Annotated in this window: 21 protein-coding genes; 8 read left to right on the top strand and 13 right to left on the bottom strand. The window is 74.0% G+C overall.

Translation table 11 applies throughout. The features are described from left to right. The first annotated feature begins 38 nt into the window (after positions 1-38). From V6U82_RS10495 to V6U82_RS10485, 3 genes are all read left to right on the top strand, one after another. Positions 39-1,244, top strand: coding sequence for a lytic transglycosylase domain-containing protein (locus V6U82_RS10495; RefSeq protein WP_334460754.1), 1,206 nt, complete (start codon positions 39-41; stop codon positions 1,242-1,244). A 67-nt stretch (positions 1,245-1,311) separates the two neighbouring features. Continuing rightward, a complete protein-coding gene (locus V6U82_RS10490) occupies positions 1,312-2,328 on the top strand; it encodes a GNAT family N-acetyltransferase (RefSeq protein WP_128136912.1) in 1,017 nt (338 codons plus the stop codon). 92 nt (positions 2,329-2,420) lie between these two features. Next, entirely contained in the window at positions 2,421-5,693 is a 3,273-nt protein-coding gene (locus tag V6U82_RS10485) for a lamin tail domain-containing protein (protein WP_334460753.1), read from the top strand. 32 nt (positions 5,694-5,725) lie between these two features. On the opposite strand, the gene V6U82_RS10480 is transcribed toward V6U82_RS10485, so the two are convergent. The 6 genes from V6U82_RS10480 to V6U82_RS10455 all read right to left on the bottom strand — a co-directional run bounded on the left by V6U82_RS10480 (position 5,726) and on the right by V6U82_RS10455 (position 12,433). Further along, positions 5,726-6,262 (bottom strand): helix-turn-helix transcriptional regulator, encoded by a 537-nt coding sequence (locus tag V6U82_RS10480; protein WP_334460752.1) that lies wholly within the window; start codon positions 6,260-6,262, stop codon positions 5,726-5,728. Positions 6,263-6,735: 473 nt separating this feature from the next. Then, entirely contained in the window at positions 6,736-7,719 is a 984-nt protein-coding gene (hemB, locus tag V6U82_RS10475; protein WP_128136906.1) for a porphobilinogen synthase, read from the bottom strand. A gap of 13 nt (positions 7,720-7,732) precedes the next feature. Further along, positions 7,733-9,313: a uroporphyrinogen-III synthase gene (locus V6U82_RS10470; RefSeq protein ID WP_128136907.1), complete on the bottom strand. Its 1,581-nt coding sequence runs from the start codon at positions 9,311-9,313 to the stop codon at positions 7,733-7,735. Next, on the bottom strand, positions 9,310-10,296 hold the full coding sequence (gene hemC, locus V6U82_RS10465; RefSeq protein ID WP_334460750.1) for a hydroxymethylbilane synthase: 987 nt from the start codon (positions 10,294-10,296) through the stop codon (positions 9,310-9,312). Before hemC ends, V6U82_RS10470 begins: the two co-directional genes overlap by 4 nt. After that, positions 10,293-11,666 (bottom strand): glutamyl-tRNA reductase, encoded by a 1,374-nt coding sequence (locus V6U82_RS10460; protein WP_334460748.1) that lies wholly within the window; start codon positions 11,664-11,666, stop codon positions 10,293-10,295. The genes hemC and V6U82_RS10460 overlap by 4 nt, the downstream gene beginning before the upstream one ends. Continuing rightward, complete coding sequence (locus tag V6U82_RS10455) at positions 11,663-12,433, bottom strand: redox-sensing transcriptional repressor Rex (RefSeq protein ID WP_128136909.1); 771 nt, start codon at positions 12,431-12,433, stop codon at positions 11,663-11,665. The genes V6U82_RS10460 and V6U82_RS10455 overlap by 4 nt, the downstream gene beginning before the upstream one ends. 389 nt (positions 12,434-12,822) lie before the next feature. Here V6U82_RS10455 and V6U82_RS10450 point away from each other — a divergent pair, with 389 nt between their 5' ends. Together V6U82_RS10450 and V6U82_RS10445 are read left to right on the top strand one after the other, a co-directional pair. Beyond that, positions 12,823-14,127, top strand: coding sequence for a sensor histidine kinase (locus V6U82_RS10450; RefSeq protein WP_128136910.1), 1,305 nt, complete (start codon positions 12,823-12,825; stop codon positions 14,125-14,127). A 102-nt stretch (positions 14,128-14,229) separates the two neighbouring features. Then, positions 14,230-14,886: a response regulator transcription factor gene (locus V6U82_RS10445; RefSeq protein ID WP_334460747.1), complete on the top strand. Its 657-nt coding sequence runs from the start codon at positions 14,230-14,232 to the stop codon at positions 14,884-14,886. Positions 14,887-14,895: 9 nt separating this feature from the next. Here the strand turns inward: V6U82_RS10445 and V6U82_RS10440 are convergent, their stop codons facing one another. The 3 genes from V6U82_RS10440 to V6U82_RS10430 are packed head-to-tail and all read right to left on the bottom strand — an operon-like array spanning position 14,896 to position 17,482. Continuing rightward, entirely contained in the window at positions 14,896-15,537 is a 642-nt protein-coding gene (locus V6U82_RS10440) for an HAD family hydrolase (RefSeq protein ID WP_128136911.1), read from the bottom strand. A 24-nt stretch (positions 15,538-15,561) separates the two neighbouring features. Next, positions 15,562-15,816, bottom strand: coding sequence for a glutaredoxin family protein (locus V6U82_RS10435; protein WP_013288752.1), 255 nt, complete (start codon positions 15,814-15,816; stop codon positions 15,562-15,564). Beyond that, on the bottom strand, positions 15,806-17,482 hold the full coding sequence (locus V6U82_RS10430) for an AMP-binding protein (RefSeq protein WP_334460746.1): 1,677 nt from the start codon (positions 17,480-17,482) through the stop codon (positions 15,806-15,808). The genes V6U82_RS10435 and V6U82_RS10430 overlap by 11 nt, the downstream gene beginning before the upstream one ends. 495 nt (positions 17,483-17,977) lie before the next feature. Here V6U82_RS10430 and V6U82_RS10425 point away from each other — a divergent pair, with 495 nt between their 5' ends. The 3 genes from V6U82_RS10425 (at position 17,978) to V6U82_RS10415 (ending at position 21,093) form a co-directional block, all read left to right on the top strand. Then, entirely contained in the window at positions 17,978-18,949 is a 972-nt protein-coding gene (locus tag V6U82_RS10425; protein WP_334460745.1) for an ECF subfamily RNA polymerase sigma factor, BldN family, read from the top strand. A 292-nt stretch (positions 18,950-19,241) separates the two neighbouring features. Next, a complete protein-coding gene (locus V6U82_RS10420) occupies positions 19,242-20,102 on the top strand; it encodes a DUF5667 domain-containing protein (RefSeq protein ID WP_334460744.1) in 861 nt (286 codons plus the stop codon). Positions 20,103-20,214: 112 nt separating this feature from the next. Continuing rightward, the gene (locus V6U82_RS10415) at positions 20,215-21,093 is read left to right on the top strand and encodes an HAD family hydrolase (RefSeq protein WP_334460743.1); all 879 of its coding nucleotides are present in this window, start codon (positions 20,215-20,217) and stop codon (positions 21,091-21,093) included. Between the two features lie 6 nt (positions 21,094-21,099). On the opposite strand, the gene V6U82_RS10410 is transcribed toward V6U82_RS10415, so the two are convergent. From V6U82_RS10410 to V6U82_RS10395, 4 genes are all read right to left on the bottom strand, one after another. Next, the gene (locus V6U82_RS10410) at positions 21,100-21,957 is read right to left on the bottom strand and encodes a lysophospholipid acyltransferase family protein (protein WP_334460911.1); all 858 of its coding nucleotides are present in this window, start codon (positions 21,955-21,957) and stop codon (positions 21,100-21,102) included. Positions 21,958-22,328: 371 nt separating this feature from the next. Then, entirely contained in the window at positions 22,329-23,402 is a 1,074-nt protein-coding gene (locus V6U82_RS10405) for an NAD-dependent epimerase/dehydratase family protein (protein ID WP_334460742.1), read from the bottom strand. A gap of 120 nt (positions 23,403-23,522) precedes the next feature. Beyond that, a complete protein-coding gene (locus V6U82_RS10400; protein ID WP_007465623.1) occupies positions 23,523-23,624 on the bottom strand; it encodes a 30S ribosomal protein bS22 in 102 nt (33 codons plus the stop codon). A gap of 221 nt (positions 23,625-23,845) precedes the next feature. After that, a complete protein-coding gene (locus V6U82_RS10395; RefSeq protein ID WP_013288759.1) occupies positions 23,846-24,055 on the bottom strand; it encodes a helix-turn-helix domain-containing protein in 210 nt (69 codons plus the stop codon). Between the last annotated feature and the right edge of the window lie 25 nt (positions 24,056-24,080).

Here is a 24,080-nt window from a genome sequence, read left to right as displayed (position 1 = left end):
GTCCCAAGCGTACGGCCGGGCCTGACGTGGTCACCCGGATGGGTGATACTCGACGGGTGGTGGACGGCGAACGGCGAGCGACGGCCCGGCCCCTGCGACCCGCCGCGCCGCCCGACGACGGCACCCCGCCCATCCCGCGTCCCCGGCGCGAGGGCGACGCCCTCCCCCCGGAGCCACCCGCCGAGCCCGGCGCGGACCCGCAGCCCGAGCCCGGCGCGAAGCCGGACGGCGGGTCCGGGGCGAGCGGGCGCGAGCAGACCGGCTCCGGGCCGGATGCGACGGCCGGGGCGGCGGCCGGGGGCGGCGGGCGCCGTCGGCGGATGCCGTTCGCGCACGCCGTCCGCACGCGCCCCAGGGAGTTCGCCGTCGGCGCGGTCCGGGCCACCCGTACCTGGTCCCGGCGGCCCGGCGGGCGCACCACGCTGCCCGCGTTGTTCCTGCTCGCCCTGGTCGCCGCCGCCGCCACGGCCGGTGCGGTGATCGTGCCGGCGGCGGTCGGCCGGCCGGAACCGGTCGCCGAGGCCACGCCGTCGCAGAGCGTGCCGCAGACCGCCGCGGCGCCTGCCACGCCCCCGCTGCCGGAGCTGACCGGCCTGCCCGGCACCGCCGCGCCGACCGGCACACCGCTGCCCGGCGCGACCACCGCCCCGGTGCTGCCCACCGGGCGCCCGGCCGACGCGCTCGCCGGCTGGGCGCAGCGGGTCAGCCCGGTGACCGGCATCCCCGCGGTGGCACTCCAGGCGTACGCCTACGCCGAGCTGGTGCTCGCCCAGACCAACCGCGCCTGCCAGTTGAGCTGGACCACGCTGGCCGCGATCGGTTACGTCGAGTCGCGCCACGGCGCGGCCAACGGCGCCACGCTGCAGGCCGACGGGCGGGCCCTGCCGGAGATCAAGGGAGAGCCGCTCGACGGGCAGGGCGGCCGGTCCCGCATCCTCGACACCGACCAGGGAGCGCTCGACGGCGACCGGGTCCACGACCGGGCGCTCGGCCCGATGCAGTTCATCCCGACCACCTGGCAGGAGATCGGCGCCGACGCCGACGGCGACGGCGTGAAGAACCCGCACGACATCGACGACGCGGCGCTGGCCGCCGGGCTCTACCTGTGCAAGGGCGGCCGGAACATGACCATCCCGGGCGACTGGTGGGGCGCCATCCTCTCCTACAACGATGTGCGTCGGTACGCCCAGGCCGTCTTCGACAAGGCCGACGAGTACGGCCGGCTCAGCCGCAACGTGAGGTGACGGCTCGCGTACATTCGCGGACTGAACCCTTCCCCCCGGCTGCTGTTGACGGCAAGCTAGACGGGTGATGGTGCGCGAGTGGGATCCCAGGACCGCGTCGTCCGCCGAGATCGCGTCCCTGCTGGACACGCTGAACGCGGTCCTGGCGGCCGATCTGCCGCAGGATCCGCCATGGCGGGAGAGCTCCATGCGGGAGTATCTGTCCGAGGTCATGCCCGGCGAGCGGCGGATCTCGTGGGTCGCGCAGGACGACGACGCCCCGGACGGCACGCCCGGTGCGATCCTCGGGCATGTGCACGTGCTGCTGCTCGGCGGGATCGGCGTGCTCGAGGTGCTGGTGCATCCGGCGATCCGGCGCGGCGGCATCGGCCGCGAGCTGGTGCGGGTGGCCGCCCGCCGGGTCTGGGACGAGGGCTTCCAGTCGATCGGCGTGGAGGTGGTCGGCGACACCCCGGCCGTGGCGTTCTACGAGTCGCTGGGCTTCACCCGCGACTACGTGGAGACCCGCAGCGTGCTCGACCTGCGCTCGGTGGACTGGCCGGCGCTCACCGAGATGGCCGCCGAGGTCGGCGCGGGCTACCGCGTGGAGTTCTGGCCGGGTGGCCCGCCGGACGAGCTCATCGAGGCGTACGCGCGGGCCAAGGCCGAGGTGCGTGACTCCGACGACGTGGAGCTGCGGCCCAGCTCCTACGACCCGGACCGGCTGCGCGACAGCCTCGCCACGCTGCACCGGCGCGGCATGAAGCCGTACATCGTGCTGGCGCTGCACGAGCAGACGGGCGAGGTGGCCGGGTTGACCGAGGTGGTGGTGCCGGCGCAGCACCCGACCCGGGCCGACCAGTACGACACGATCGTCGTCCACGACCACCGCGGCTACGGCATCGACCGGGCCATCAAGGCGCGGATGCTGCTGGAGCTGCGCTCGGCCGAGCCCGAGGTGGCCGAGGTGCAGACCTGGAACGCGCAGGACAACGAGTCGATGCTGAAGGTCAACGCCGAGCTGGGCTACCGCCCCGACCGCGACTGGTGCGAATACGGTGTGGACGTCGCCGAGCTGGTGCACCGGCTGGACAGTCACCGCTGAGCGTTCACCGGCCGGTCATCGAAGGGGCTGGACGGTGTACCCACGAGAGCCTTAACGTTCGTTAGTTCCTGTCCACCCATCGTGGAGGCCCCATGCGCCCGCGCCGTACCCTCGCCGCGCTCGCGACCACCGCCGCCGTCACCCTCACGGCGATCGCTGTCGCACCCACCGCGGCCAGCGCCGCGCCCACCGACCTGTTCATCTCGGAGTACGTCGAGGGGTCGTCCAACAACAAGGCCGTCGAGCTGTACAACGGCACCGGCGCCCCGATCGACCTGGCCGCCGGCGGCTACCAGCTCCAGCTCTTCTTCAACGGCGCCACCACCTCGACGAACGTGGCACTCACCGGGACCGTCGCCGCCGGTGACGTGTTCGTCTTCGCCGCCGCGGCGGCCGCGCCGGCGATCCTCGCCCAGGCCGACCAGACGTACTCCGGTTCGCTGTTCAACGGCGACGACGCGATCGTGCTGCGCAAGGGTGACGCGGTGGTCGACTCCCTCGGCCAGGTCGGCGTCGACCCGGGCACCGAGTGGGGCAGCGGGCTCACCAGCACCGCCGACAACACGTTGCGCCGACTGCCCTCGGTGACCGCGGGCGACACCGACCCGGCGGACCCGTTCGACCCGGCCGCGCAATGGGCCGGCTTCGCCACCGACACGTTCGACGGGCTGGGCAGCCACACCGTCGGCGGAGGCGGCCCGGTCGACCAGCCGCCGACGCTGGCCTGCGGCGGCGCGCTGACGCTGTCGGCGGGCGCCACCGCGACCCGCGAGGTGACCGCGACCGACGCCGACGACACGGTCACCGACCTGGCGGTCACCTCGGTCGTGCCGGTGCCGGCGAGCGGCTCGATCAGCCGTACCGCGTTCACCCCGGCGACCGGCGACGGCGGCACGGCCACCGCGACGGTCACCGCCACCGGCCTGCCGGCCGGCAGCTACGCGGTCACCGTGACCTCCACCGACGCCGAGGGCGGCACCGCCACCTGCACGCTCACCGTGCAGGCCACGAGCGTGCTGTCGATCGGCGAGGTGCAGGGCCGCACCACCGACGACGAGGACGGCCGCACCGACCGGTCGCCGCTCGCGCCCGCCAGCGGCAACGGCACCAGCTCCACGCTGTACGACGTGCGCGGCGTCATCACCGGCAAGTCGCTGACCCGCAGCTCGGCCGGGGCCGACCAGTGGGGCTTCTACCTGCAGAGCCGGCTGGGCACCGAGGACGGCGACCCGCTGACCTCCGACGGTTTGTTCGTCTTCATGGGCTCGTTCACCACGCTGATCGGCGGGTACGCCCCGACCGTCGGTGACGAGGTCGTGCTTCGCGGCCGGGTCTCCGAGTACTTCAACCAGACCCAGCTCTCCGGCGCCTCGCTGGTCCGCAAGCTGGACTCCGGCCTCGACGTGGACACCGCGGTCCGGGTCGACGACGCGATCCCGCCGGCCGAGGCGGCCGCCGCCGACCTGTTCTGGGAGCGGCACGAGGGCGAGCGGATGCGGGTACGCGCCGGCAGCGGCGTCTCCGCTCCCCGGCACATCTACTCCTCCACCGCCGACTCCGAGATCTACGTGCTGGACCGCGAGGACCCGGTGATGAAGCGGTCCGACCCGTACGCCCGGCGGGTGTTCCGGGACGCGCACCCGCTCGACGACATCCCCGGCACGTTGTTCGACAACGGCAACAACCAGCGCATCCTGCTGGGTGCCGGCGGTGTGAAGGCGACCGCGGCCGACTCCCGGGCGCTGCTGCCCGAGGCGCGCACGTTCGACACGCTCACCGAGGACGCCTACGGCTCCGTCTCGTACGCGTTCAGCAAGTACAGCGTGCAGCCCGAGCAGCTCACCCTGACCGGTGGCGCGGACCCGGCCGCGAACCACCCGCCGCAGCCGGCCGACCGCGGCAGCGAGGTCGCGATCGCCACCTACAACGTGGAGAACCTGTACGACTACCGGGACGACCCGTTCGACGGCTGCGACTTCGCCGGCAACACCGGCTGCCCCGGCGTCAGCCCGCCGTTCGACTACGTGCCGGCGAGCCCGGAGGCGTACGCCGCCCGGCTGGCCGTGCAGGCCCGCCAGATCGTCCAGTCGCTGCACAGCCCGGATCTGATCCTGGTGCAGGAGGCCGAGGACCAGGACATCTGCTCGGTGGTCGACGGCGCTCTGGCCTGCGGCGACACCGACAACGCCGACGGCGCGCCGGACACCGTGCAGGAGCTGGCACTGACCATCGCGGCGAACGGCGGCCCGGCGTACGCCGCCGCGTACGACCGGACCGGCGCGGACGCCCGGGGCATCGCCTCGGCGTTCCTCTACCGCACCGACCGGCTGACGCTCGCCGAGGCGACCGCCGCGGACCCGCTGCTGGGCTCCGCCCCGACCGTCCAGTACCGCTCGGCGGCGCTGCCGTCCAACTCCGACGTGCAGAACCCCAAGGCGCTCAACGCGGTGCTGCCGGCCGACGTGGACCGGTCGACCGGCGTGGACGGCAGCAACGTCTACACCCGCGCGGCGCAGGTGGCCCGGTTCACCGTGAAGGCCGGGCCCGGATCGACCGAGCGGTTCACGCTCTGGGCGGTCGCCAACCACTTCTCGTCCGGGCCGGACAGCCGGGTCGGGCAGCGCCGTGAGCAGGCCGCGTACGGGGCGGCGATCGTCCAGGCGGCCGAGGCGAGCGACCCGAACGCCCGCGTGGTGTACGGCGGGGACCTGAACGTCTTCCCCCGCCCGGACGACCCGATCGCCACCGCCCAGAACCCGACCCCGTCGGATCAGCTCGCCCCGCTGTACGAGGCCGGGCTGCACAACCTCTGGGACGACCTGGTGAAGGACGCGCCCGCGTCGGCGTACTCGTACACCTTCAGCGGGCAGGCGCAGACGCTGGACAACCTCTTCGTCAACGACCCGATGCACGACGACCTGGTGCAGGTGCGGACGGCGCACATCAACGCCGACTACCCCACCGACGCGCCGGAGCTGGGCGACCGGGGCGCCAGCGACCACGACCCGCAGGTGGCCCGGTTCCGGTCGCGCGCCTCGCTGCGGGTCGCGGACACCTCGGTCACCGAGGGCGACAAGGGCACCAGCACGATGACGTTCACGGTCACCGTGTCCCGGCCGCTCTCCGAGCCGGCCCTGATCTGCGCGACCACGTACGGCACCACCGCTCAGGCCGGGTCGGACTACGACCCGTACGTGGGCTGCCGGGTGCTGGCCGCAGGCCGGACCTCGCTGACGTTCCCGGTCACCGTGCGCGGTGACCGCAAGCGCGAGGCGGACGAGAAGCTGACGCTGTACGTGGCCGGAGTTCCGGGCCTCCGGCTCGCCGACCCGTCCGGCACCGGGACGATCCTGAACGACGACTGAGCAACGTTCCGCGCGGCGGCCCGTCGATTCGCTCATGGGCGGATCGGCGGGCCGCCGCGGTATCCGCACCGCTGCGGATCAGGCGGGGGTGGCACGTTCCGGTACTTGGCCACCCGCACCTCCCACTGGCTGCGGCGGCGCAGCCAGTCCCGGACCTCTCGGTTGCGGTAGAAGGTCTCCGGCGGGCGGGCCAGCCCGTAGCGGTCGGCCCACCACTCCCCCGGCTCCGGGTCGGTGACGACGTCGAGGTGGGACGGGTACCGCCGCTCCGCGCCGTCGCGCAGGTCGGCCCGGTCCCGCATCGGCTTGAGCACCCGGCCGGCCTCGTCGACCACCACGAGCCGGAAGCCGGCCGTGCCGACGATGCGCGACAGCATGGTCAGGCTCGGCGTCAGGCTGCCCGCCTCGATCCGCCCGATCGTGCTCGGATGTACCCGGGCGAACCGGGCCAGCTCACGCTGGCTGGCGTCGGCCCGGCGACGCACCGCCCGGACGATCCCCGGCGCCGGGAACGGCACGTCGAACGGCTCGGTGAGCAGCGCCGGCTCGGTGTCCGCGATGTCTGTCACGCCGCCCACGGTCCCGTCTCCCGCACCGGCCGCGCAACCCCACTCCCCGCCCTGTGGAAAACCCGGGATACGGCGTCCAGCTCCGCCCGTCAACGACCGTCAGCACACACGGAGGGTGACGTTCACTCAGCGTGAAGCAACGCTACGAGGGCGAGCGACCCAGCGCCATCACAAACGCGACTTAAGCGGACACAATCCTCGTGATCGCCGAGGCGTGGAGAACTACCTCGGCAGACTTTGCTCTGCAGCCACCAAGGCAGCGCTCACGATTCGTGACAGTTGCGCCAATGGCTGCAGAGCAAAGTCGGTGAGGGGTGAGGTGTCCGGCCCTCCGGGGAGACACGCTGTGTGACCGCCCTGGGCTGTGGACAACCGCGGCGACCACAACCAGGAGGGCGTGACCGGAGAACTCGGCGAGCCGAGCCCCGCCGCCGCACCTGACGGCAGCAGGGGCGGCGTCGGCCGAGCGTCGGTCAGTAGCGCTGGCGAAGCAACTGGGCGGCCTCGACGGCCCAGTAGGTGAGGATGATCTGGGCGCCGGCCCGGCGGATCGAGGTGAGCGTCTCCAGCATCACGCGCTCCCGGTCGATCCAGCCGTTCGCGGCGGCGGCCTCGACCATCGCGTACTCGCCGGAGACCTGGTAGGCGGCGACCGGGACGTTCACCGCGGCCCGGACCGCCGACACCACGTCGAGGTAGGGCAGCGCCGGCTTGACCATCACCATGTCGGCGCCCTCGGCCACGTCCAGCTCGACCTCGCGCAGCGACTCGCGCAGGTTCGCCGGGTCCTGCTGGTAGGTGCGCCGGTCCCCCTCCAGCGCCGACTCCACCGCGTCGCGGAACGGGCCGTAGAAGGCGGAGGCGTACTTCACCGCGTACGCGAGCACCGAGACGTCCTGGTGCCCGGCGGCGTCGAGCGCCTTGCGGACCACGCCGACCTGGCCGTCCATCATCCCCGACGGCCCGACCACGTGGACCCCGGCGGCGGCCTGGGCCACCGCCATCTCGGCGTACGCGGCGAGCGTGGCGTCGTTGTCGACCCCGCCGTCCGGGGTGAGCAGGCCGCAGTGCCCGTGCGAGGTGAACTCGTCCAGGCACAGGTCGCTCATCACCACAGTCGAGTCGCCGACCTCGGCGACCACGTCCCGGATCGCCGTGTTGAGCACGCCGGCCGGGTCGACGCCACCGGAGCCGGTCTCGTCCCGCGTCGCCGGCACCCCGAAGAGCATGATCCCGCCGACCCCGGCCTGGACCGCCTCCGCGGCGGCCTTGCGCAGCGAGTCCCGGGAGTGCTGAAGCACCCCCGGGAGCGACGCGATGGCCCGCGGCTCGGTCAGCCCCTCCTTGACGAACATCGGCACGACCAGCTCGGCCGGGTCGACGCGGGTCTCGGAGACCAGCCGCCGCACGGCCGCGTTGCCACGCAGCCGGCGGGGCCGGATCTCGGGGTACGGCATGACGGGCCTCCTGTCAGCGGAACCGCAGGGCGGTCGGGCCCTGCACCTTGGAGCCCCGGCGCTGCTTCGCCGGCATGGCGGCGAGCTTCTCCCGCAGCTCGACGGCGTAGGCGGCGAGCGCCTCCACCAGGTCCGGCACCGAGGCGTGCGGCGGCTGCACGTCGACGCGCAGGCCGAACTCGGTGGCGGTCTCCGCCGTCTTGGGCCCGATCACTGCAACAACGGTCCGCGCGTGCGGCTTCCCGGCGATACCGACGAGGTTCCGCACCGTGGACGACGAGGTGAACAGCACCGCGTCGAACCCGCCCGACTTGATCGCGTCGCGGATCTCGGCGGGCGGCGGCGCCGCGCGCACGGTCCGGTACGCGGTCACGTCGTCGACCTCCCAGCCCCGCTCGGTCAGGCCGGCGGCCAGCGTCTCGGTGGCGATGTCGGCGCGCGGCAGCAGCACCCGGCCGACCGGGTCGAGGATCTCGTCGTGCGGCGAGAACTCGGCCAGCAGGCCCTCGGAGGACTGCTCCCCGGACGGGATCAGCTCGGGCTGGATGCCGAAGGCGCGGACCGCCTCGGCGGTGGCGTCACCGATGCAGGCGATCTTGACGCCGCCGAAGTGGCGGGCGTCGAGGCCGTGCTCGGCGAACTTCTCCCACACCGCCCGGACCGCGTTCACCGAGGTGAAGATCACCCAGGCGTACCGGCCGTCGACCAGGCCCTTGACCGCCCGCTCCATCTGCGCCGGGGTACGCGGCGGCTCGACCGCGATGGTCGGCACCTCGCACGGGATCGCCCCGTACGCGCGCAGCCGTGCGCTCATCACGCCGGCCTGCTCCTTGGTGCGGGGCACCAGCACCTTCCAGCCGTACAGCGGGCGGTTCTCCCACCAGCTCAGCTTGTCGCGGTCGGTGACGGCCGCGCCGACGGTGAGCACCACCCGGCCGGTGAATCCGAGCGCCGCCGCGACGAAGGAGTCCACGCTCGACGTGGTGGTGTACTGCGTCTCGCCGGTGCCGTCGCCGGTGACCCCGACCGGTGTGGTGCCGTCGACCCCGGCGGCCAGCAGGCCGTCCCGGACGGCGGCCAGGTCACCGGCGTCCACGGCGAGCGCCAGCGAACCCCGGCCCACGGCCGTGGCGAGCGCCTCGAAGTCCAGCGCGGTGACGTCCTCGACGTCGGCGGCGGTGCGTACGCCCGGCAGCGGGACACCCGCGTAGGTGGCCACGCCCTCGGCCTGGCCGACGCCCGGCACCACCTCGAAGTGCGCGGCGGTACGGGCGACCGCCTGCACCTCCTTGACCACCGAGTCGTGGCCGAACGGGTCACCGGCGACCAGGTGCACGGCGTTCTGCCCGGACCGGGCCGCGGAGATCAGCACCTTCGCCACGTCCCCCGGTACGCCCTCGGCGGGGCTGAACTCGGCGTCGGGCCGGGCCTGGGCGCGGACGTGCGCCAGGAGCGACTCGGGTACGCCCCGGTCGTAGACCACCTGGTCGGCGTCGACCAGGGCGTCCAGCGCCCGGCGGGTCAGCAGGCCCGGGTCGCCGGGACCGGCCCCGACGAATGCGATCTGGCCTACGGGCTTACGGGTGCGGGTCATTCTGTGCTCCCAAGTTGCTGGGTCCCCGGGCCGGCCTGTGCGTCCTGGCCGAGGATCGAGTCGGCGCCGAGTTCGAGGAGTTCGGCGGCGAGTGCCTTGCCGATCTCCGCCGCGTCGGCGGGCGTTCCGGTGCGGGACAGCCGGAGGTCACGGGTACCGTCCGGGCTGATCACCGCACCGCGCAGGTAGATCTCCTGATTGACGTCGCCCTCGTCGGTGGGCTCGCCTTCGGCGAGGACGGCGTACGCGGCCACGGGTGCGCTGCAGCCTGCCTCCAGGGTGGCCAGCAGCGCCCGTTCCGCGATGATCGCGGCACGGGACGGTTCGTGGTCGAGCAGCGCGAGCAGCTCGATCACGTCCTGGTCGTCGGCCCGGCACTCGACGGCCAGCGCACCCTGGGCGGGCGCGGGCAGCATGAGCATCGGGTCGAGCGTCTCGGTGATGACGTCGGCACGGCCGATCCGGTTGAGCCCGGCCCGGGCCAGCACGACGGCGTCGAGGTCGGCGTCCCGGCCGAGCACGCGGCCGAGCCGGGTGTCGACGTTGCCCCGGATCGGGGTGACCTCCAACTGCATGCCCAGCGCGTGCAACTGGGCGATCCGGCGCAACGCGCCGGTGCCGACGCGGGCGCCGGGCGGCAGCTCGGCGAGCGTACGGCCGTTCGTGGCCACGAGCGCGTCGCGCGGGTCCTGCCGCGGCGGTACGGCCGCGACGTGCAGTCCGGGCGCCGCCGCGGTGGGCAGGTCCTTGTACGAGTGGACGGCGAAGTCGATCTCGCCGGCGGTCAGCGCGTCGCGCAGCGCGGAGACGAACACACCGACGCCGAGCCGCTGCACCGGGGCGGTGGACCTGTCGCCGGCGGTCACCACCTCGACCAGCTCGACCGGGCGGCCGGTGGCCGCGGTGAGGGCTTCGGCCACATGGCCGGACTGGGCCATCGCCAGGGCGCTGCCCCGGGTGCCGAGGCGCAGTGGGGCGGTCATCGCGCACCTCCGGTGGGCGGGACGTCGGCGGCGTCGAACGACGACCGGCCGTCGGAGTCGGTGGCGACCACGTCGGGAACGGTGTCGACCGGGGACGTCTGCGGAACGTCGAGGTCGAACAGTTCGCGCAGCAGCGCCGCGTACTGGTCGCCGCCGGGCTCGGCGGCGAGCTGGCGGACCCGTACGGTCGGCTGGTGCAGCAGCCGCTGCACGACCCGGTGCACGGTACGGGCGACCTCGGCGCGCTGGTCGTCGCTGAGGTCGGGCCGGCGCTGGCCGAGCCGGCGCAGCTCGGCGCTGACGACGTCCTCGGCCCGGCCACGCAGGGCAGCCACCGTCGGCGCGACGTCGGCGCCGCGCAGCCAGCTCAGGAACGCCTCGACCTCGCCGGTCACGATCCGGGCCACCTCGGCGGCGTCGGCCGCGGCCGGTCCGTCGGCGAGGACGGCGGCCATCCGGTCGATGTCGATCACCTCGACGCCGGGCAGGTCGGCGACGCCGGGCTCGACGTCGCGCGGAACGGCCAGGTCGAGCAGGACCAGCGGACCGCGGTCGGCGTCCCGGCGGGCCAGCGCCCGGGTCACCACGTCGCGGGTGAGCACCGGCTCGGTGGCGGCGGTGGCGGCGACCACGACGTCGACGTCGGTGAGCGCGGTGATCAGCTCGGCCATCGGCACGGCGGACGCGCCGTACGACTCGGCGAGCCGGACGGCACGGGCGGCGCCCCGGTTGGTCACGGTGAGCGGGCCGGCGCCCAGCCGGGACAGCGTGGCCACGCCCAGCGAACCCATCGCGCCGGCGCCGACCACCATCGCGGGCCGGCCGGCCAGGTCGCCGTCGAGCAGCTCGGCGGCGAGGTCGAGGGCGGCGGTGACGACGCTCTGCCCGGCCCGGTCGATGTTGGTCTCGGCGTGTGCGCGCTTACCGACCCGCAGCGCCTGCTGCATCAGCTCGTGCAGCAGCCGCCCGGCCGAGTCGGCGCCACCGGCGGAGTGGTACGCGTCGCGGAGCTGGCCGAGGATCTGCGCCTCGCCCACGACCATCGAGTCGAGCCCGGCGGCCACCCGGAAGACGTGGTCCACGGCGGCGGCGTCGTAGTGCACGTAGAGGTGCGGGGCGAGCGCCGCCGGCTGGCAACCGGCCTGGTCGGCCAGGACCGCGCAGATGTCACCGAGTCCGCCGTGGAACCCGGACACGGCGGCGTAGACCTCCACCCGGTTGCAGGTGGACACCAGGACGGCCTCGGCGACGTACGGCTGGGCGATCAGGCGGTCCAGCGTGCGGGTGAGGTCGGCGGGCGGGACGGCCAGCTGTTCCAGGGTGGCGACCGGGGCGGTGCGGTAGGACGCGCCGACGACGAGCAGTTTCACGTGCCGATCGCCTCCTGGGTGTCGGTGGCCGCGAGTCCGCCGGGCAGGGCGGTGAGGGCGGACCCGCCGGTGGCGGGGAGCGCGGTCAGCGATGCCTTGCGGTGCTCGTGGAAGGACAGGATCTGCAGCTCGATGGCGAGGTCGACCTTGCGCACGTCGACCCCGTCCGGAACCGAGAGTACGCACGGCGCGAAGTTGAGGATGCTCGTCACGCCGACGGCGACCAACTGGTCGGCGACCGCCTGGGCGGCCGGGGCGGGCGTGGCGATGACGCCGATCGAGATCGACTCCTCGGCGACGATCCGGGGCAGCTCGTCGACGTGCCGTACGACCAGGCCGTTGATCTCTTCGCCGACGCGGGACCGGTCGGCGTCGACCAGTGCGGCGATGCGGAATCCGCGGTTGGCGAAGCCGTCGTAGCCGGCCAGGGCGTGACCGAGATTACCCACGCCGACGAGCGCGACGGCGCGGCACTGGGTGAGCCCGAGCACCGAGGAGATCTGGTCGACGAGCAGCGCGACGTCGTAGCCGACGCCCCGGGTGCCGTACGAGCCGAGGTGGGACAGGTCCTTGCGGAGCTTCGCGGAGTTGACGCCGGCGGCGTTGGCGAGGCCCTCGCTGGACACCGTCTCGTGCCCGGCGTCGGCGAGCGCGTGCAGCGCACGCAGGTATTCCGGGAGCCGGGACACGGTCGCCTCGGGCAGGTCCGGAAGCGCCGGTACGGCACCGGTGCGACCGGGCGCGCCTGGTTGACGGTGCTGGCTCATGAGACTCCGTGCGGTGCGATCCTCGACCAGCGACGAAGGCCGGTCGTTTCGGGACTCCCGCTGGCGACCGAGATTGCCGGCTGTGCTAGCAGGGCGCGTCGGAACTACAGAGTAGGTGTTTGTGAAGGGGTGCACAAATCGCGATCTTGAAAGCTCGCGACGCGCCTTCACCTGCCCCTCCATTCCCGCAAGATCGATCAACCGCGTCTCTCGGCGGCGCGTGGCGATTATTGCTCAATCCAGACTTCCCTGACCAATCGCGCGGGGCCCGTAGCGCTCCGTGACCGGCGTGGCGAGGCGAGTCTCACGTTTTCAGTAGGGACAACCCCACCCCCGAAAGGCCAGCGTGCGGGATGGGTGGGCGGGCCGCGCGCCCATAGCCTCGAACCATGACCGCCGTACCGCTCGCCACCGCGCCCGCTCCGCTGTCTCCCGTCCGAGGGCTCCTGCGCCGCCTCGGCCGCGACACCACCTACGTGCTGGTGGGCTTCCCGCTGGCGCTCGTCGGCTTCGTGCTGGCAGTGGTGGGGATCTCACTCAGCGCCGGGCTGCTGGTGACCACGCTCGGCCTGCCGATCCTCGCCGGCTTCCTCTACGCGGCCCGCGGGCTGGCCGACATCGAGCGGCTCCGGCTCGCCGGGGTGCTGGACCGGCCCCGGGTACGCCCCGTCTACCGCAGGCCGGAGCCGGGCGCCGGCTTCTGGCGCCGGGTGTTCACCCCGATCCGGGACGCGCAGTCGTGGCTCGACCTGCTGCACGCCTTCGTCCGGCTGCTCGTGGCGGTGCCCACGTTCGTGCTGCTGGTGGTCTGGTGGGTGCTGGCCCTGGGCGGCACGCTCTACGTCACCTACGACTGGGCCATCCCGCGTGGCGCGGACGACCAGGACCTGAGCCAGCTCCTCGGGATGGGCGACGGCGCCGGCGCGCGGATCACGCTGAACACCGCGATCGGGCTGTTCGCCCTGTTCACCCTCCCGCTGGTGGCGCGCGGCTGCGCCCGGCTCCAGGCCGGGCTGGCGTACTCGCTGCTCACCGGCGTGGCCGAGATGCGGCAGCGGATCGTGACACTGGAGGAGCAGAAGCGGGCCGCCGCCTCGGCCGAGGCAGTCGCGCTGCGCCGGCTGGAGCGCGACATCCACGACGGCCCGCAGCAGCGACTGGTCCGGCTCGCCATGGACCTCGGCCGGGCCCGCCACCAGCTCACCGCCGACCCGGAGGCGGCCCGGCAGACGCTCGACGAGGCGGTCGCGCAGACCCGGGAGACGCTGGACGAGCTGCGTGCCCTGTCCCGGGGCATCGCACCGCCGATCCTGGTCGACCGGGGCCTGCCCAGCGCGCTCGCCGCACTCGCGGCCCGCGCCCTGGTGCCCACCGAGCTGACCGTCGACGACGACCTGGGCACCGCCGCCGGGCGGCTCGACCCGGGGCTGGAGAGCACCGCGTACTTCGTGGTGGCCGAGGCCCTGACGAACGTCTCGAAGCACAGCCGGGCCGCCGCCTGCCGGGTGGAGGTCACCCGGAAGGTGGGCCGGCTGGAGATCACCGTCACCGACGACGGGACCGGCGGCGCGCACCTGGCCAAGGGCCACGGACTCAGCGGCATCGCCGACCGGGTCCGGGCGGCGGGCGGCACGCTGGAGGTGGACAGCCCGGCCGGCGGGCCGACCCGGATCCACGCCGAACTGCCGAGGTGAGCCGGGCCGCCCCGACTCCGGGCCGCCGCGCGGTGACGTGGCGCGCCCGGGATCCGGGCCGCCGGGCGGCCACGGGGTCCGGGCGTGATAGACACCGGACCCATGCGGGTGGTGATCGCGGACGACGCCGTACTGCTCCGGGAGGGGCTGGTCCGGCTGCTGACCGAGTACGGGCACGAGGTGGTGGCGGCCGTCGGTGACGGTGACGCGCTGGTCGAGGCGATGGTGGCGCACCGGCCCGACGTCTCGGTGGTGGACGTGCGGATGCCGCCGTCCCACACCGACGAGGGACTGCGCGCCGCGGTGGAGGCCCGCCGCCGGGTGCCGGGCACGCCGATCCTGGTGCTGTCCCAGTACGTCGAGGTGTCGTACGCCGACGACCTGCTGGACACCGCGGGCGGGGCCGGCGGCGGGATCGGCTACCTGCTCAAGGACCGGGTCGCCGCGATCGACGAGTTCCTGGACGGCCTGGCCCGGGTGGCCGCGGGCGGCACCGTGCTCGACCCGGAGGTGATCAGCCAGTTGCTGGTCCGGCGGCGCCGCGACGACCCGTTGGCGTCGCTGACCCCGCGCGAGCGCGAGGTGCTCGCGCTGATGGCCGAGGGCCGCTCGAACACCGCCATCGCCCGGGCGCTCGTGGTCAGCGACGGCGCGGTCGAGAAGCACGTCCGCAACATCTTCACCAAGCTCGACCTGCCCCCGGACGCGACCACCCACCACCGCCGCGTCCTGGCCGTCCTGGCCCACCTGCGCGCCTGACCGGGCGGGTCAGGCGAGCGTGCGGGCCAGAGTCACCGCCTCGGTGAGCGTGTCGGCGGCCGGGTGGCCGCTGCCGCGCAGCCGGTCCGGGTCGGACAGGCCCCCGGTGTAGAGGACGCAGCGGGCGCCGACCGCGGCGGCCGCGTCGGCGTCGTCGATCGAGTCGCCGATCAGCACCACCTCGTGCCCGCCCAGCCCCAGCTCGGCCAGGTGCTTCTCCAGCCACTCGGCCTTGCGCCCGCCGCCGACTGTGGCGCGCAGCCCGTCCACCCGGCGGAAGTGCGGCGTCAGCCCGTACGTGTGCACGGTCGGCACCAGCTCGTCGTGGAACCACATGGACAGCAGCGACTGGCTGCCCTCCCAGGACTCGATCGCGGTGGTGGCGTCGGCAGCCAGTGCACAGGTGGTCAACCCGGCCCGGTACGCGTCGTGGAAGACCCGGTCGAGCACGCCGAACGCCTCGGCGTCGACGGCCCGGCCGAGCATCTCGGCGTAGTAGTCGGCGATCGGCCGCCGGAACCGCACCCGGTGCTCGGCCGCGGTGACCGCCGGTCCGCCGGCGCTGGCGAAGGCGACGTTCGTGGCCTGGACCACCAGGTCGAGGTCGTCGAGGAGCGTTCCGTTCCAGTCCCACACGAGGTGGCGTCGCATACCCGTCACCCGAGCACCATAGTGCTAGAGCTGCGGCGTGGTCAGGTCGCGCAGCAGCCGGTCCTCCTCGACCCGCCAGTAGCCGTGCTCCTTGCCGTCGAGCAGCACCACCGGCAGCCGGTCGCCGTAGTCGCGCTCCATCTCCAGGTCGCCGGTCACGTCCCGCTCCACCCAGCGGTCGCCGGTGACCGCCACCACCCGGTCGAGCGCGGCCTTCGCGTCGTCGCACAGGTGGCAGCCGGGCCGGGTGATCAGGATGAGCCTCGGGTCACTGGACATCGGATACCTCCGTGCGGATCTCGGTCGGCGACGCCGGCGACGGCACCGCGGGCGCCGGGCGCAGCTCGGTCTTGCGTACCTTCCCGATCGCCGAGTACGGCAGGCTGTCGACGAACTCGACGGCGGTCGGGCACTTGAACCGGGCCAGGTTACGCGCGCAGTGGGCGAGCAGCTCGTCCGCCGTCACCGGCGGGCCGGCCGCCCGGACCACGTACGCCCGCACAGTCTCGCCGGTCCGCGGATGCGGCACGCCCAGGACGGCCGACTCGGCCACCCCGGGGTGCGCCTGGAGCACCAGCTCCACCTCGTGCGGGTAGACGTTGAAGCCGTTGACCAGGATCAGCTCGCCGAGCCGGTCGACCAGGAACAGGTCGCCGTCGCCGTCGGCGTACGCCACGTCACCGGTGGCCCACCAGCCGTCCGGCTCCGGCCCGCCCCGCCCGTCCGGCCAGTAACCGGAGAACAGGTTCTCTCCGCGTACCACGATCTGCCCGGGGTCGGTGCCGCCCGGCTCGTCGGAGAGGTCCATCTCGTCCTCGTCGGGGGCGTCGGCGGGCACCCCGTCGCGCCACAGCTCGGTGCCGTCGGAGCCGGTCAGGCGCAGCCCGACGCCGGGCAGCGGGCGGCCGATCGAGCCCGGTTTCGGCTCGCCGCCGACGAGCGTCGAGGTGAGCACCGGCGCGGTCTCGGTGAGCCCGTAGCCGACGTGCACCGGGTGCCCGGTCAGCTCGGTGAAGCGCGCGCCGGCCGCGAGCGGCAGCGGCGCGGCGCCGCACACCGCGACGCGCACCGAGGCGAGCGCCGTGGCCGGGTCACGCGCCGCCTCGGTCCAGGTCAGGAACATCGACGGTACGCCGACGAGCACTGTGACCCGGTGCCGGGCGATGTCGTCGAGCGCACCGGCCGGGCCGGGCTCGTCGACGAGCACGCCTGTCGCGCCGTGCCGCACGACGGCGCCGAGCGCCGAGTTCAGCCCGTACGCGTGGAACAGCGGAAGGGCGAGCAGCACGACGTCGTCGGGGCCGACCACCGGTGGTTCGATGCGGTCGACCTGGTCGTGGTTGGCGGCGAGCGCCCGGTGCGACAGCATCGCGCCCTTGGGCCGGCCCTCGGTGCCGGAGGTGTAGAGCAGGACGGCCAGGTCGTCGCCGGAGCGGGCCGGGAACCGGTCCGGCGCGTCGTCGCCGGCGACCGGGGGCGCGGTGTGCACGGCACGCAGCGCGGGCAGCTCGGCGGTGTGCACCCGCCCGGTCACCTCGGGCGCGCCGACCAGCACGGCGGCGCCGGAGTCGGCGAGCACGTGCCGCAGCTCGCGGGCGGTCAGCGTGGGGTTGACCGGTACGGCCACCAGGCCGGCCCGGAGTGCGGCGAGGTACGTGACCACGAAGTCGGGGGTGTTGCCGAACGCGATCGCCACCCGGGGCGGGTGGCCGGTGCCGTCGGCCGGCGGCGCGCCGGCCAGCAGCGCGCGGGCGGTGGCGGTGACGGCGTCGTCCAGGTCGGACCAGCTCAGCGTCCGGTCGCGCCAGTGCAGCGCGGCCCGGTCGCCCCGCTGCGCGGCGGCGTGGCGGAGCCGGTCGGCGAGGTTCGGCGCGGAGCTTTCGGCGGCGTCCTGCACGGTGGCTGAGTCTGGCACAGCCGCGTCCGCCGGGCCATGCCCGAACACCGCGCGGGGTCCGCCGCACGGGACTGCAATTGCCGTACGGTGGGATTCCTGGCCACGGGATGAGGATCTCCACCGGTGCCCGGGCGGGCAGCCGGACGTGACCCGGGCGCACCCCTCCCGCGACACGCCGAGCGAAAAGAAAATCGGCTCCGACCAGGACTTTCCACTCCGGACCAGCTTCCGGCGCGAAAGTCAACCACACACGACGGACAACGGGTCCGCCATGTGTGCGACCTGGCGGGAAATACTTCCGCTCTGTGTAACGGACTTGCCACGCGTGGGTGACGTTGGCCCTATCATCACTCGGGTCGGCTCACCCCATTTGCCGTGAGTCGACACCCCTCAGCCCGAGGAGGCCCCCGTGCCCGTGAGCGCATTGGACCAGCACCTCAAGGGGATCTGCCGCCCGCCGGCACGTCCCGACCCGGCCGTGCCCGACCGGGTGACACCCGGTCCTCCGGCGCGGTCACTGTCCACTCAGCCTGGGGAGGCGCGGTGACCACCTTCGGTTACGCCGAACGACCGGCCGGCGTCACCGGCCCGACGCAGCGCAACCCGCTCAACGAGCGCGCGGACCCCGGCCCACGGGGTGCCGACGGCCAGCTCGCGGTACGCGGTGACGGCCGGCGGGTACGCAGCCGCGCGCACCACACGAACGAGGCGCCGCCCCGCCCCGCGGCCCCGGGCGGCAACGCGAAGCCCGCGACCGGCCGCCTGGGCAGCCCCACCCGCCCGACGATGCCGGCCCAGGCACGGCGCGGTGACGCGGCGACCGGGGCCGAGCCGTCCGCCGCCGAGACGGCGGTCCTGCCGGCGGTGACCAGCGGCGACACCGCCGTCCTGCCCGCCGTGCCGGCCGCCGCGCCCGCCACCGGCTTCCCCAGCCGCCCCGACCCGTCCGACCCGGCCACCGAGGTGTGGACGCTGGTCGAACGCGCGCAGGCGGGCGAGTCCGAGGCGTTCGGGCTGATCTACGACCGGTACGTCGACACCGTCTTCCGGTTCGTCTACTTCCGGGTCGGCAACCGCCAGCTCGCCGAGGATCTCACCTCCGACACGTTCCTGCGGGCACTCAAGCGGATCGGCAGCTTCACCTGGCAGGGGCGCGACCTCGGCGCCTGGCTGGTCACCATCGCCCGCAACCTGGTCGCCGACCACTTCAAGTCCGGGCGCTACCGGCTGGAGGTCACCACCGGTGACGTCCTGGACGCCGACCGGGAGGACCGCGGGCCGGAGGGCAGCCCGGAGGCGGCAGTGGTGGAGCACATCACGAACGTCGCCCTGCTCACCGCCGTCAAGCAGCTCAACCCGGAGCAGCAGGAGTGCATCGTGCTGCGGTTCCTCCAGGGCTTCTCGGTGGCCGAGACGGCCCGCGCCATGGGCAAGAACGAGGGCGCCATCAAGGCCCTGCAGTACCGGGCGGTCCGGGCGCTGGCCCGGCTGCTGCCCGACGGCTTCCACTCCTGAGCGGCAGACACACCCGTCCTCTCCACCGGCGCACGCGCCGGGCGCTGTCGCGTGCCCGACGCCCCGCGCGAGCCGATCACTCCCGGTGATTTCGCCGCCGTCCCAGCCGTAACCGGCGACCGGCGCGGTCCGTTTCTCCGGGTGCGACCAGTGGTTGTCCCGGCGTCCCCCGGGCCACCCGGTCCGGCGGGTCAGGTCGGCCGTTCCGGTCGGCTCTGCGCCACACGCTGCCACCGGTCGCTGGTGACGACGACGGCCGCCCGGGCCGTGACCAGCGAGAGGGGGTGCCGCGGTGGACAGCGACCTCTTCTCCCGTCGGCGGGCCGAGCGCTTCGCGCAACTCCTCGACGAGGCCAACGGCGGACGCCGGCACCACGTCCGGTCCAAGGCGGACGGTGAACTCACCGCACTCGTCGAGGTGAGCCGCCGGCTCACCACCGAGCGGCCCGACGCCGAGGTGGACGCCGAATTCCGAACCGGCCTGCGGGCGATGCTCGTGGCCACCGCCGAGCGCGAGGGCGTCGGGACGCCGGCCGGGAAGACCACCACGAGCGGGGTACGCGGCGTGCTGCTGCCCGCCATCACCGGCCGCCGGGCGCGGGCCCGGGGTGCGATCCTGGTCGGCGTGGCCGCCGGTGCGGTCGCCCTCTCCGGCATCTCCGCCGCCAGCGAGAACGCGCTGCCCGGTGACGCCCTGTACGGCATGAAGCGCTCCACCGAGCGCGCCCAGCTCGCGCTCGCCAGCTCGGACATCAGCCGTGGGCAGCTCTTCCTCGACTTCGCCCGCACCCGGCTCGACGAGGCCGCCTCGGTCCGCGACGACCGGCTCGGCTTCAGCGCCGTCCTGGACGACATGGACGCGGACACCCGCCAGGGCGTACGCCTGCTGACCACTGTCGCCGCGCAGCGCTCCGACCCGGCGGCGCTGGACGCGGTGGACACGTTCCTGGCCGGCCAGCGCCGGGTGGTCAGCGGTCTTCTCGACCGGCCCGACCACGCCGACCGGGACCGCACCCGCCGCTCGCTGGCCCTGCTCGACGCGGCCGGCAAGCGCGCCGACGCGCTCCGCGAGGCGATCGCCTGCGGGCTGCCCGCGCCGCAGGCCAGCGACACGCTCGGACCCGCTCCGTCCACCTGCCCGGCCGACCGCTGAGCGGCGGACGCCTACCACGCCACACTTCTCCCGGCGGACACCCGGCCGTCACAGCGTGCCGGATACGCTCGACGCGGAGGGCGTACGCGGTCGTCGAGGCAGGGAGGTCACCGTGGCCGGAAGCCGGAAGGTGACCGTCAGCACGGACGCGCACGGGCACACCGCGGGCTGGTCGGAGACCCCGTCGGCGCCGGCGACCACTGTCACGCCCGACCCCACCGCCGCCGCGTTCTTCGACGTGGACAACACGATGATGCAGGGCGCGTCGATCTACTGGTTCGCCCGCGGGCTGGCCGCCCGGAAGTACTTCACCACCGGTGACCTGGCCCGGTTCGCCTGGCAGCAGGCCCGGTTCCGGCTGCTCGCCACCGAGCACGCGGGCGACATGTCGCAGGCCAAGGAGGCCGCGCTCGCCTTCGTCCAGGGCTGGCGGGTCGACGACATGGAACGCCTCGCCGACGAGATCTTCGACGAGCTGATGGCGCCGCGCATCTGGGCCGGCACCCGCCGCCTGGCCCAGCGCCACCTCGACGCGGGCGAGCGGGTCTGGCTGGTCAGCGCCGCCCCGGTGGAGATCGGCCGGGTGATCGCGGCCCGGCTCGGCCTGACCGGCGCGATCGGCACGGTGGCCGAGGTGGTCGACGGCGCGTACACCGGCCGGCTGGTCGGCGATCTGATGCACGGGCCGGCGAAGGCCGAGGCGGTCACCCAGCTCGCCGCCGTGGAAGGGCTGGACCTGGCCCGGTGCGCCGCCTACAGCGACTCGGCGAACGACCTGCCGATGCTCTCCGTGGTCGGCCGCGCGGTGGCTGTCAACCCCGACCCGGCGCTGCTGCGGCAGGCCCGCGAGCGGGGCTGGGACGTGCGCGACTTCCGCACCGGGCGGCGGGCCGTACGCATCGCCGTGCCCTCCACCGCGGCCGCCGGGCTGCTCGCCGGTGCGGTCACGGCCGGCCTGGCGCTGCACCGGCGCCGCCACCGCGACGCCTGAACCGGCTCAGGGGCCGAACGGGTCCGGCCGGCGTTCGAGCAGCCTGTGCAGCGTCTGCTGGATCGTCTCCCGCACCTGGTCGGCGAGGTTGAACACCACGAGCGGGTCGTCCGCCGCGTCGCGCAGGTGCGCGGTCGGGATCGGCGGGCAGAACTCGATCAGCCACTTGCTCGGCAGCGGCACCATGCCCAGCGGCCCCAGCCAGGGGAACGTCGGCGTGACCGGGAAGTACGGCAGTTTGAGCAGCCGGGCCAGCGGCTTGATGTCGGCGAGCATCGGATAGATCTCCTCGCCGCCGACGATCGCCACCGGCACGATGGGCGTCCCGGTCCGCAGCGCGGCGGAGACGAACCCGCCGCGACCGAAGCGCTGGAGCTTGTAGCGGTCGGCGTAGAGCTTGCCGACGCCCTTGAAGCCCTCCGGGAACACGCCCACCAGTTCCCCGTTGCCGAGCAGCCGCTCCGCGTCCGGGTTGCACGCGACGGTGCCGCCGGTCTTGCGGGCGATCTCGGAGACGACGGGCATCCGGAACACCAGGTCGGCGCCGAGCAGCCGCAGGTAGCGGTGCGCCGGGTGCCGGTCGTGCAGCGCGGTGGAGAGGATCAGCGCGTCGAGCGCCACGGTGCCGGAGTGGTTGCCCACGACCAGGCCGGCGCCCTCGGCGGGCACGTGCTCGACGCCGGTGACCTCGGTGCGGAACCAGTCCCGGTAGAGCAGCCGCACCAGCGGGTGGACCACGGCGTCGGTCAGGTCGGGGTCGAAGCCGAACTCGTCGACCTCGTAGTCACCGGCGAGCCGCCGCCGCAGGAACGCCAGCCCCTGGGCCACCCTGCGGTCCCAGTGGTCCCCCGGCCGGTCGGCCACGGCCGGGCCCGGCGGCGTGTCACTGGCCGGCGCGTTCCCGGCCGGCGCGTTCCCGGCCGGCGCCGCGTCCGCGGGCGCCTGCCGCGCGACCGCCTTCTTGGCGACGGCCTTCTTGGCCACGGTCTTCTTCGCGACCGTCTTCTTGGCCACCGTCTTCTTCGCCGGCTGGTGGGGCGTTGCCGAACCCGGAACGCCCGGCTCGTCGGCGGAGGTGTCCGGCTCGTCGTCCGTCGCCGGTCCGGCCGGTGCGGCCGGGCGGGCGGACGGCGCGGTCACCCGGCGGTGCCCGTTGCGCCGCGCCGGCTCCGCTCCCGGATCCGGCACACCCAGCGGTACGTCGAAGCGCGCGTCACGCCGTTCGTCGGGGCTGCTCACGAACGCTCCCGGACGGTCGAGCGGATCTGCCGGATGCTCTCCAGCACCAACTGCTCGGCGGCGGCGAGCTGGTCCCGGGTGACCACGACGCCGCCGTGGTGGGCGCGGATGAAGTCGTCGAACGCGGCAGCGGTCGAGCGGGGCGTGAAGCCGTACTCCCGCTCCAGTCGGCTGGTGTCCACCACCCGACCGTGCACGAAGAGGTCCACCTGGTCCAGGCCGTACCCGCCGAAGCCCAGACTGCGGGCGATCGCGGCGACCCCGGCGAGGCCCGGTTCCAGCACCGGCACCGCCACCCGGCCGGCCCGGCGGATCGCCTGCGACAGCGACAGCACCCCCGGCCCGGCGACGTTGTACGTGCCCGGGTGGTCCTCGGCGACGGACCGGTGCAGCACCTCCAGCGCGTCGTCGAAGTGCACGAACTGCAGGCGCGGGTCGCGGCCGAAGACGGTGGGCACCACCGGCTGGGAGAAGTAGCGGGTGAGCGTGGTGTCGGCGGCGTACCCGATGAACGGCGCGAAGCGCAGCACCGTCGCGGTGACGTCGGGCCGGCGGCGGCGGAACCCGCGGACGTACCCCTCGATGTCGAGGATGTCGCGGCCGAACCCGCCGCGTGGCACCTCGCGCGGTTCCGTCTCCTCGGTGAAGACGGCCGGATCGCGGAACGACACCCCGTACGCGGCGGTGGACGAGCGGACCACGAGCTTGCGCAGCCGGGGCGCGCGCTGCGCGGCGGCGAGCAACTGCATGGTGCCGATGACGTTCTGTTCCTTCATCCCCGCCCGGCCGCCCTGCTGCGGGTCGGGGGCGGTGACGAGCGCCAGGTGCACCACGGTGTCGACGTCGAGGTCGAGCAGGAGGCCGCCGAGCGAGTCGAGGTCCAGGCGGATCCGTTCGACGTCGGAGAGCAGGTCGGTCAGCTCGGGATTGGGTGGCGCCGGGTCGACCCCGATGACGCGCTCGATGCGCTCGTCGGCGGCGAGCCGGGCGGCCACGTGGGCGCCGAGCCAGCGACCGACCCCGGTGACGACGACGACCCCCGGGGCACCGGAGGTGTCACCGGGGGTCATGTCGTGCGCCTAGCGCGGCAGGAGGGATCGAGCCGGGACGTCCACGGCCTGATCACCTGAGCCTCCGAGGGTCGACAGTTGGCAAGTGGTGCCGGGTGCCGGGCGAGTGCCCGGCCCCGGTCACTTGCCGAGACGGCGACGCTGGACGCGGGTCTTGCGCAGCAGCTTGCGGTGCTTCTTCTTAGCCATGCGCTTGCGGCGCTTCTTGACCACCGAGCCCATACGACAGCCTTTCGATGCAACGTGCGGGGCGGACCGGACGGCACCACCGCGGGTGGCGCCGTGACCGCTTGCGGACAACGGACCGGACCAGCGTGGTGGGCAGGGCACACCAGAGAGCGGTCACGGTCGTGGCCCAGCCTAACCGGAGTGCGTCAGCAGGACCAACGCGCCCCCGTCGATGCCCCTTTTCGTCGCACTCGGCGGACCGGTGCGGCGAGTGCTCAGGCGGACTCCTGGAAGGCGCCCCGGAGGTATTCGTGCACGGCGTGCTCGGGCACCCGGAACGACCGGCCGACCCGTACCGCGGTCAGCTCCCCGCTGTGCACGAGGCGGTAGACGGTCATCTTGGAGACCCGCATGACCGTCGCCACCTCGGCGACGGTCAGGAACCTGACATCCGACAGCCGTGCGTCGGACTGCGACCCGGCCATGGCTCACCGACCCATTCCCGTGCCC

This window comes from Micromonospora sp. CPCC 205554 (assembly GCF_036902745.1).
Taxonomy (GTDB): Bacteria; Actinomycetota; Actinomycetes; order Mycobacteriales; family Micromonosporaceae; genus Micromonospora; species Micromonospora tulbaghiae.
This window is presented reverse-complemented; position numbering and strand designations above follow the sequence as displayed.

Bases quoted from the DNA above. Each gene is read 5' to 3' on its own strand.
- V6U82_RS10485 (WP_334460753.1), top strand. From the start codon at position 2,421: ATGCGCCCGCGCCGTACCCTCGCCGCGCTCGCGACCACCGCCGCCGTC.
- V6U82_RS10490 (WP_128136912.1), top strand. From the start codon at position 1,312: ATGGTGCGCGAGTGGGATCCCAGGACCGCGTCGTCCGCCGAGATCGCG.
- V6U82_RS10435 (WP_013288752.1), bottom strand. From the start codon at position 15,816: ATGTCCAGTGACCCGAGGCTCATCCTGATCACCCGGCCCGGCTGCCAC.
- V6U82_RS10445 (WP_334460747.1), top strand. From the start codon at position 14,230: ATGCGGGTGGTGATCGCGGACGACGCCGTACTGCTCCGGGAGGGGCTG.
- V6U82_RS10440 (WP_128136911.1), bottom strand. From the start codon at position 15,537: ATGCGACGCCACCTCGTGTGGGACTGGAACGGAACGCTCCTCGACGAC.
- V6U82_RS10405 (WP_334460742.1), bottom strand. From the start codon at position 23,402: ATGACCCCCGGTGACACCTCCGGTGCCCCGGGGGTCGTCGTCGTCACC.
- hemB (WP_128136906.1), bottom strand. From the start codon at position 7,719: ATGCCGTACCCCGAGATCCGGCCCCGCCGGCTGCGTGGCAACGCGGCC.
- V6U82_RS10395 (WP_013288759.1), bottom strand. From the start codon at position 24,055: ATGGCCGGGTCGCAGTCCGACGCACGGCTGTCGGATGTCAGGTTCCTG.
- V6U82_RS10450 (WP_128136910.1), top strand. From the start codon at position 12,823: ATGACCGCCGTACCGCTCGCCACCGCGCCCGCTCCGCTGTCTCCCGTC.
- V6U82_RS10400 (WP_007465623.1), bottom strand. From the start codon at position 23,624: ATGGGCTCGGTGGTCAAGAAGCGCCGCAAGCGCATGGCTAAGAAGAAG.
- hemC (WP_334460750.1), bottom strand. From the start codon at position 10,296: ATGACCGCCCCACTGCGCCTCGGCACCCGGGGCAGCGCCCTGGCGATG.
- V6U82_RS10455 (WP_128136909.1), bottom strand. From the start codon at position 12,433: ATGAGCCAGCACCGTCAACCAGGCGCGCCCGGTCGCACCGGTGCCGTA.
- V6U82_RS10495 (WP_334460754.1), top strand. From the start codon at position 39: ATGGGTGATACTCGACGGGTGGTGGACGGCGAACGGCGAGCGACGGCC.
- V6U82_RS10470 (WP_128136907.1), bottom strand. From the start codon at position 9,313: ATGACCCGCACCCGTAAGCCCGTAGGCCAGATCGCATTCGTCGGGGCC.